This window comes from Pseudomonas bananamidigenes (genome assembly GCF_001679645.1).
Classification (GTDB): domain Bacteria; phylum Pseudomonadota; class Gammaproteobacteria; order Pseudomonadales; family Pseudomonadaceae; genus Aquipseudomonas; species Aquipseudomonas bananamidigenes.
On record NZ_LRUN01000090.1, the window covers coordinates 56639 to 63398 of the forward strand.

Here is a 6760-nt window from a genome sequence, read left to right on the forward strand (position 1 = left end):
GTAATCAGATGGAATTAAGCTTGAAACCAAGATGGGGGCTGCCTTGAAAAAAAACAAGCGTAAAGCGGATGTAAAAAACGACATAAAAAAAAGAGGCCCGAAGGCCCCTCTTTTATTTCGGCAGACAGAACGCTTACGCGTCCGGTGCGGCCTTGGCCGTCGGCTCACTGTTTTCGTAGATATACAGTGGCTTGGACTTGCCTTCGATCACGCTTTCATCGATCACGACCTTGCTCACGTCGGACTGCGACGGGATTTCATACATCGTGTCGAGCAGCACACCTTCGAGAATCGAACGCAGGCCACGGGCACCGGTTTTACGCTCCAGCGCACGTTTGGCGACCGACTTCAGCGCATCGGACCGGAATTCCAGGTCCACGCCTTCCATCTCGAACAGCTTGGCGTACTGTTTGGTCAGGGCGTTTTTCGGCTCGGTGAGAATCTGCATCAGCGCAGCCTCATCCAGCTCGTCCAGCGTCGCGAGGACCGGCAGACGACCGACGAATTCCGGGATCAGACCGAACTTGACCAGATCGTCAGGCTCGACTTCACGCAGGGACTCACCGACTTTCTTGCCTTCTTCCTTGCTGCGCACTTCTGCATTGAAACCGATGCCACCTTTGGTGGAACGGTTCTGAATGACCTTCTCCAGACCGGAGAACGCACCGCCGCAGATGAACAGAATGTTACGGGTGTCGACCTGCAGGAACTCCTGCTGCGGGTGCTTGCGGCCACCTTGCGGCGGAACGGAAGCAACCGTGCCTTCGATCAACTTGAGCAAGGCCTGTTGCACGCCTTCACCGGAAACGTCCCGGGTGATCGACGGGTTGTCGGACTTGCGGGAAATCTTGTCGATTTCATCGATGTAGACAATGCCCATCTGGGCCTTTTCCACGTCGTAGTCGCATTTCTGCAGCAGCTTCTGAATGATGTTCTCGACGTCTTCGCCCACGTAACCGGCCTCGGTGAGGGTGGTTGCGTCGGCAATGGTGAACGGAACGTTCAGCAGGCGGGCCAGGGTTTCGGCCAGCAGGGTTTTACCGGAGCCTGTCGGGCCGATCAGCAGGATGTTGCTCTTGCCGAGTTCGACGTCGTCAGCCTTCTTGTCACGCTGGTTCAGACGCTTGTAGTGGTTGTACACCGCTACCGCGAGAACCTTCTTCGCACGCTCCTGACCGATGACGTACTGGTCAAGGATGCCGCTGATTTCTTTAGGCGAAGGCAATTTATGCGCGCTGCTTTCGGCCTGTGCTTCCTGCACCTCCTCGCGGATGATGTCATTGCACAGGTCGACGCACTCGTCGCAGATAAAGACCGAGGGGCCGGCAATCAATTTGCGCACTTCATGCTGGCTTTTGCCACAGAAGGAGCAATAGAGCAGCTTGCCGTTGTCCTCGCCGTTGCGGGTGTCAGTCATTCGTTCGATCCAAATCCGATAGGCTTGCAACACAAGATGAAGGCTATTGCGGGCTTTTTCAAGCCCGCCACTGATCGGACCAGCCGATCAGGCCTGTTTTGAGCTGCTTGTTTTAAGCTGGGCGCTGCTCGATCACTTCGTCGATCAGGCCGTAGTTCTTGGCTGCTTCGGCACTCATGAAGTTGTCGCGGTTGGTGTCGCGCTCGATTTCTTCGAGTGTACGCCCGCTGTGCTTGGCCATCAGCGTATTGAGACGCTCGCGGATGAAGAGGATTTCCTTGGCGTGAATTTCGATATCCGACGCCTGGCCCTGGAAACCGCCCAGTGGCTGGTGAATCATCACGCGCGAGTTCGGCAGGCAGTAACGCTTGCCTGGCGCACCTGCGGTCAGCAGGAATGCGCCCATGCTGCAGGCCTGGCCGATACAGGTAGTCGATACGTTTGGCTTGATGAACTGCATGGTGTCATAGATCGACATGCCAGCCGTCACCGAACCGCCCGGGGAGTTGATATAAAGATGGATGTCCTTGTCCGGGTTTTCCGCTTCAAGGAACAGCAATTGCGCACAGATCAGGTTGGCCATGTAGTCCTCTACCGGACCTACCAGAAAGATCACTCGCTCCTTGAGCAGACGCGAGTAGATGTCATAGGCGCGCTCGCCACGAGCAGACTGCTCGACAACCATCGGGACCAGGCCGCCGGCGGCCTGGATATCAGAGTTCTGCTGAATATAGGAATTACGGAACATGCTCTGCAGTCACTCCCAAATAGTCATGTCTTGAATACGCATAAGCCAGCTCGAAGGCTGCTTATGGTGTGTGCTTCTAACGCAGAAACAATCAGTCGGCTTTTGGAGCTTCTACCGGCTTGACCGCTTCTTCGTAAGAGACCGATTTGTCGGTCACGCTAGCTTTCTGCAGAACAGTATCCACAACTTGTTCTTCCAGCACAACCGAACGGACTTCGTTCAGTTGCTGCTCGTTCTTGTAGTACCAAGACACGACTTGCTCAGGCTCTTGATAGGCCGAAGCCATTTCCTGAATCATTTCGCGAACGCGGGCTTCGTCCGGCTTCAGGTCGAATTGCTTGACCACTTCAGCCACGATCAGACCCAGCACTACGCGGCGCTTGGCTTGCTCTTCGAACAGCTCGGCCGGCAGTTGATCAGGCTTGATGTTGCCACCGAACTGCTGAACAGCCTGCACGCGCAGACGATCAACTTCGTTGGACAGCAGAGCCTTCGGCACTTCGATCGGGTTGGTGGCCAGCAGACCGTCCATGACCTGATTCTTGACCTTGGATTTGATCGCCTGACGCAGTTCACGCTCCATGTTCTTGCGAACTTCGGTGCGGAAACCGTCGATGCCGCTTTCCTTGATACCGAATTGAGCGAAGAACTCTTCGTTCAGTTCTGGCAGTTTTGGCTCGGAAACGGTGTTGACAGTCACGGTGAACTCGGCAGTTTTGCCAGCCAGATCCAGGTTCTGATAGTCCTCTGGGAAGGTCAGGTTCAGAACGCGCTCTTCACCGGCCTTGGCGCCAACCAGGCCTTCTTCGAAGCCAGGGATCATGCGACCGGAGCCCAGCACCAGTTGAGTGCCCTTGGCGGAACCGCCAGCGAACACTTCGCCGTCGACCTTGCCAACGAAATCGATGTTCAGTTGGTCTTCGTTCTGGGCAGCACGTTCAGCCACTTCGAAACGGGTGTTCTGCTTGCGCAGGATGTCCAGCATCTTGTCCAGATCGGCCTCAGCCACTTCTGCGCTCAGACGCTCGACGGTGATGCCTTCGAAACCGGCAACGGTGAACTCAGGGAACACTTCGAATACGGCTACGTATTCCAGGTCCTTGCCAGCTTCGAGCGACTTTGGCTCGATCGACGGCGAACCGGCCGGGTTCAGCTTCTGCTCGACCACAGCTTCGTAGAAGGAGGACTGGATCACGTCGCCGATCGCTTCCTGGCGCGCATCAGCACCGAAGCGGCGCTTGATTTCGCTCATTGGCACTTTGCCTGGACGGAAGCCAGCAATCTTGGCCTTCTGGGCAGTCTGCTGCAGACGCTTGTTGACCTGAGTCTCGATGCGCTCAGCCGGCACGGTGATGCTCATGCGGCGCTCAAGAGCAGTAGTATTTTCAACAGAAACTTGCATGGATATTCCTCGTTGCACAGACGTTAGCCGGCCGTTTCCGACCCAAGAATCAAGGGCAAGCATTCTAGTAGGTCAAACTCAAGAAGTCACCCTACTGAAAACGGGTAAAAAAACAGCAGGCAATTTGAGGGCGGGGACAAGCGGTTGCACCTCGCCCTGTTAGCAAATACAGCCAATAAAGCCAGGGCTCTGCGTCAACCCCTTCTATATATAGAGGCGGTTGAATCATCTCCCTGACAACCAACCTCGCAAGCAAGGCCGGCGGACAGCGCGGCACCATCGAGCAACCTGGATACGACGAAGCGCCCCGCCCTGCGACCCGATAACCGCAGTCGCCGAAATCCGAAAACATGAAACAAAAAAGGCGCCAGACTGTTAAATCTGGCGCCTTTCGGAATATGGGGTGGACGATGGGGATCGAACCCACGACAACAGGAGTCACAATCCTGTGCTCTACCAACTGAGCTACGCCCACCATATTGCATGCCAAAGAAGCCAAACAACTTCTTTGTAGAACTTCACCCGGCCTGCGGCATGAATGAAGCCTTGATTGGTGCGGATGAAGAGACTCGAACTCTTACGCCTCGCGGCGCTGGAACCTAAATCCAGTGTGTCTACCAATTCCACCACATCCGCGGATGAAGCTTTTTAAAGCAAAGGCGCCAGACTTTTACATCTGGCGCCTTTCGAAATATGGGGTGGACGATGGGGATCGAACCCACGACAACAGGAGTCACAATCCTGTGCTCTACCAACTGAGCTACGCCCACCATATCGCGCTACTTGTGCCAATGCAGCCTAATGGCGCACCCGGCAGGACTCGAACCTGCGACCATCCGCTTAGAAGGCGGATGCTCTATCCAGCTGAGCTACGGGCGCCTTGTTAGCTGTACCCTTGGAGGACTACAAACTAAGTGCTTTCCAGTCTCGCAAAACCTTGATTTCGCTCGACCTTCTTAACCAGTGCTAGGCTGTGCCCGACAAGTGCGACGAATAGTATAGAGAGCCCCGGAGGCCGTCAAATCCTTTTTGAAAAAAATTCATTTAATTAAAGGGCTTAGGGGAATTTGCTGACCAAGCGCCTTTGCCCTCACCGCCTGACATGCGAGAATGCGTTCTCTTTTTTTCCCCTCTCGATGGTTAATCACGCGCAATGACTGCACAACTAATCGACGGCAAATCAATCGCCGCCAGCCTGCGCCAGCAGATCGCACAACGGGTAGCCGAACGTCGCGAGCAAGGCTTGCGTACTCCGGGCCTCGCGGTGATCCTGGTCGGCAGCGATCCTGCCTCTCAGGTTTATGTCTCGCACAAGCGTAAAGACTGTGAAGAGGTCGGCTTCCTTTCCCAGGCTTACGACCTGCCTTCCGATACCACTCAGGAAGCACTGACCGATCTGATCGATCGGCTGAACGACGACCCGGCAATCGACGGTGTTCTGCTTCAGCTTCCTCTGCCTGAGCACCTGGATGCCTCCAGACTGCTGGAACGCATCCGCCCGGACAAGGACGTCGACGGTTTCCATCCTTATAACGTCGGTCGTCTGGCCCAGCGCATTCCGCTGCTGCGCCCCTGCACCCCGAAAGGCATCATGACCTTGCTGGAAAGCACCGGCGTCGATCTTTACGGAATGGATGCAGTGGTTGTCGGCGCGTCCAACATCGTCGGTCGCCCGATGGCCATGGAGCTGCTGCTGGCCGGCTGCACCGTGACCGTGACCCACCGCTTCACCAAGGATCTGGCCGGACACGTCGGCCGTGCCGATCTGGTGGTGGTTGCCGCCGGCAAGCCGGGCCTGGTCAAGGGCGAGTGGATCAAGGAAGGCGCGATCGTGATCGACGTCGGCATCAACCGCCAGGACGACGGCAAACTGGTCGGTGACGTTGTATACGAGACCGCCCTGTCCCGCGCCGGCTGGATCACGCCGGTCCCGGGCGGCGTCGGCCCGATGACCCGTGCCTGCCTGCTGGAAAACACGCTCTACGCGGCAGAAACACTGCACGCCTGAGTCGAGTTTTCCGCCTCTCGAGAACCCCGCCCCGTGCGGGGTTTTTCATATCCTCGAAAAAACCTTTACCGTTCGCCGGAAACCCCTATTTTTACAGGGCTTTTCACGACTTTTTCATGCCTTTCAAACAACCATCGACAGTTCTTCAGCCATACTCCTAAAATGCGTCGTTTTACGACACAGTCCGTTACAAAAAACGGCATTTTCAACCTTCATGAGTTCGCCCGCGTGAATATTCGTCTGTCCATCCTGAGCCTGGTTTTTGCATTTTCAGGCACGCTCCTCACGCCAACGGTCAACGCCGCCGAAACCACTGCTGCCCCCCGAGACGCTTCGCAACTGAAGATTGCTTCCGGCAGCGCCCTGCTGATGGATCTGCAGACCAACAAAGTCATCTATTCCAGCAATCCGGACGTGATCGTGCCGATCGCTTCCGTCAGCAAGTTGATGACCGGCCTGGTCGTGGTTGAAGCCCACCAGAACATGGATGAATGGATTGACGTCGACATCAGCCACACTCCGGAAATGAAGGGCGTGTTTTCCCGGGTCAAACTGCGCAGCGAGCTGCCGCGCCGAGAGATGCTGCTGATCGCCCTGATGTCTTCGGAAAACCGCGCGGCCGCCAGTCTCGCCCACCACTACCCGGGTGGGTATGCGGCATTTATCGCCGCGATGAACGCCAAGGCCAAGGCCCTGGGCATGACCAGCACCCACTTTGTGGAACCGACCGGCCTTTCGGAGCGCAACGTGTCCACCGCCCGCGACCTGAGCAAGTTGCTGATCGCGGCGCAAAAGCATCCGATCCTCACCGAACTCACGACGACCAAGGAAAAGACCGTCTCGTTCCGCAAACCCAACTACACCCTGGGCTTCCGTAACACCGACCACCTGGTCAACAAGGCCGACTGGGACATCAAGATCACCAAAACCGGCTTCACCAACCCGGCCGGCCATTGCCTGGTGCTCGTGACCCGCATGAGCAACCGTCCGGTGGCCCTGGTGATACTCGACGCTTTTGGCAAATACACCCACTTCGCCGATGCCAGCCGCATCCGCAGTTGGGTGGAAACCGGCCGCAGCACCAACGTTCCGGCGGTGGCGCAACAGTACAAGGCGGAAAAAAACCTCAAAGGGCGCCAGAGCGGCGTGGTCGAGGCGTCCAAGTAACAGGCGACTCAAGAAAAA

5 protein-coding genes and 4 tRNA genes are annotated in these 6760 nt (G+C 56.5%); 2 read left to right on the forward strand and 7 right to left on the reverse strand.

Features of this window, described 5'->3' with window-relative positions:
• Positions 1–133: 133 nt before the first annotated feature.
• From clpX to BBF94_RS25735, 7 genes are all read right to left on the reverse strand, one after another.
• Positions 134–1417 carry an ATP-dependent Clp protease ATP-binding subunit ClpX gene (clpX, locus tag BBF94_RS25705; RefSeq protein WP_065261733.1) on the reverse strand — a complete coding sequence of 428 codons (1284 nt, stop codon included), beginning with the start codon at positions 1415–1417 and terminating at the stop codon, positions 134–136.
• Between the two features lie 112 nt (positions 1418–1529).
• Entirely contained in the window at positions 1530–2165 is a 636-nt protein-coding gene (gene clpP, locus BBF94_RS25710; protein ID WP_065261734.1) for an ATP-dependent Clp endopeptidase proteolytic subunit ClpP, read from the reverse strand.
• Between the two features lie 91 nt (positions 2166–2256).
• Entirely contained in the window at positions 2257–3567 is a 1311-nt protein-coding gene (gene tig / locus BBF94_RS25715) for a trigger factor (RefSeq protein WP_065261735.1), read from the reverse strand.
• Positions 3568–3966: 399 nt separating this feature from the next.
• Positions 3967–4042: transfer RNA gene (locus BBF94_RS25720), tRNA-His, on the reverse strand.
• Positions 4043–4118: 76 nt separating this feature from the next.
• Positions 4119–4203: transfer RNA gene (locus BBF94_RS25725), tRNA-Leu, on the reverse strand.
• A 58-nt stretch (positions 4204–4261) separates the two neighbouring features.
• Positions 4262–4337, reverse strand: a tRNA-His gene (locus tag BBF94_RS25730).
• Between the two features lie 32 nt (positions 4338–4369).
• Positions 4370–4446 (reverse strand) — tRNA-Arg (locus BBF94_RS25735).
• Positions 4447–4720: 274 nt separating this feature from the next.
• Here BBF94_RS25735 and folD point away from each other — a divergent pair.
• Entirely contained in the window at positions 4721–5575 is an 855-nt protein-coding gene (gene folD, locus BBF94_RS25740; protein ID WP_065261736.1) for a bifunctional methylenetetrahydrofolate dehydrogenase/methenyltetrahydrofolate cyclohydrolase FolD, read from the forward strand.
• Between the two features lie 228 nt (positions 5576–5803).
• Positions 5804–6742, forward strand: coding sequence for a D-alanyl-D-alanine endopeptidase (gene pbpG / locus BBF94_RS25745; RefSeq protein ID WP_065261737.1), 939 nt, complete (start codon positions 5804–5806; stop codon positions 6740–6742).
• Positions 6743–6760 lie beyond the last annotated feature (18 nt).

Coding starts and splice junctions, on each gene's coding strand:
- folD (WP_065261736.1), top strand. CDS start 4,721: ATGACTGCACAACTAATCGACGGCAAATCAATCGCCGCCAGCCTGCGC.
- clpP (WP_065261734.1), bottom strand. CDS start 2,165: ATGTTCCGTAATTCCTATATTCAGCAGAACTCTGATATCCAGGCCGCC.
- clpX (WP_065261733.1), bottom strand. CDS start 1,417: ATGACTGACACCCGCAACGGCGAGGACAACGGCAAGCTGCTCTATTGC.
- tig (WP_065261735.1), bottom strand. CDS start 3,567: ATGCAAGTTTCTGTTGAAAATACTACTGCTCTTGAGCGCCGCATGAGC.